The sequence below is a fragment of the Aquabacterium sp. genome, assembly GCF_021768455.1.
Lineage (GTDB): Bacteria > Pseudomonadota > Gammaproteobacteria > Burkholderiales > Burkholderiaceae_C > Aquabacterium.
On record NZ_JAIZVX010000294.1, the window covers coordinates 1 to 1499 of the forward strand.

At 45.6% G+C, this 1499-nt stretch carries 1 protein-coding gene; it reads right to left on the minus strand.

The window, feature by feature from the left end; all coding sequences use genetic code 11:
* Positions 1–1471 (minus strand): hypothetical protein (locus QZ994_RS19865; RefSeq protein ID WP_290877826.1); only part of this gene is annotated, 1471 nt, incomplete at its 3' end.
* Positions 1472–1499: the final 28 nt, after the last annotated feature.

A 1499-nucleotide genomic window follows, 5' to 3' on the forward strand; every position in this document is an offset into this window, starting at 1 on the left:
TCTCAGGGGCATAGGAAGCGTTTTTAGGGTCAAGGTAGGCACTGACATCACCAGACTTGATCGAGGCTTGTAGAGCCTCTGAATCGGTCTGTTCCTTGACTCGTTTCTCAACCTGCTCAGGAGTGCTCTTGGTGACTTCAGAAGCAGTACGTACCGAACTACCGATACCACCACCTACTAGAGCACCGATAGCACCACCCACGTAGGCATCCTCAGCAGTAACTGCCTTGCCTTCGATTTGGTTCTCAACAGCTGTTTGATAGGCTTCAGTAGCAAATTCACCAATAGCACCTTCAGCTGCATGTGCAGCAATACGACCAGGTGCAGTAGCTTTGAGTGCATCCCTCAGTGTCTTACGAGCTGTCTCAGCAAGATCACCGGGAATCGAGCTGGCTACCTTGCCTGCACCCAGAGTCAACTTGTCACCCAAGGTTTCCGCTACAGCCAAGGAAGCTGCCCATGCAGCCATCTTCCGAGTTTCTTCTTGGTTAGGAAGTGCTCCACCATTGGCATCACGATAGGCTTGCATGCCTTTACCAAACTCATCGACTGCATAGGAGATATTGGTAACACCCATGCCAACAGGATTAGCTGCCAGAGCCAATTGAGGAACGTTATTGGTAATGTATTCCAGAACTGCAGCTTTATTATTGATAGCAGCAGAACCAATATTCGTAAACAAGCCAGTCAAACCAGATGCGATATCTTGAGCACCAGATAGCTTATTGCCATTACTGAGCTTGTCCCAACCATCACTGATCTTCTTGGCTTCGGGTTTATAACCGTCACGCAGATCTTGATCAAACTGGTTTTGATTTCCACGATGGATAATAGAAGATGTATCCCAAGCATTACGAACGGCCTTAGCATCATCCAAGGCATCATTAACCAGACGAATCTGATCGGCATTGGTTTTCAGAGTACCGTTCTTTCGGTCCTCATTGATTGCCCATTGACGTTCTACAGAATGAAGCTGATTTGGTTTGGTATCCCCAGCAGGTAAAGACAAGAGAGCTTTATCAGCCTTATCTTGTTCAGATTCACCAGCAAAGGGATTGGTTACAATGGTCTGAGTGGTATCAGGAGCAATAGCTGGTTTGCCATTTTGACGTTGCCATGCCGCTTTAACTTCATCAGGAACACGTTGATCTGCAATGGCAGCACGAGTTGTATGAATAGTAGTACCAATGTTACTTTCAAGATTAGCAAAGGCATCTACCACATTGGCTCCGAGATTAACGGTTTCACCAATTAAGCCATTTGGATCGAGATCCCACTTACCAACCCAAGAAGCTTTAGCAAGTTCTTGTTGTTTCTGTTGAGTAATAGCTAACGCATCCAATTGCTCTTTCTTTTTAGAAACAGCATCCTTAACGGCTATGTATTTATCCTGTAATGGGGTAACTTGTTCTTGGTTTGCTGCGTCTTGTGCTAATCGAGCAAAGTAATCTTGTGCATTGAAGTCAGCCATGAGCCTCTTTCTTTATCTAGATAATGTA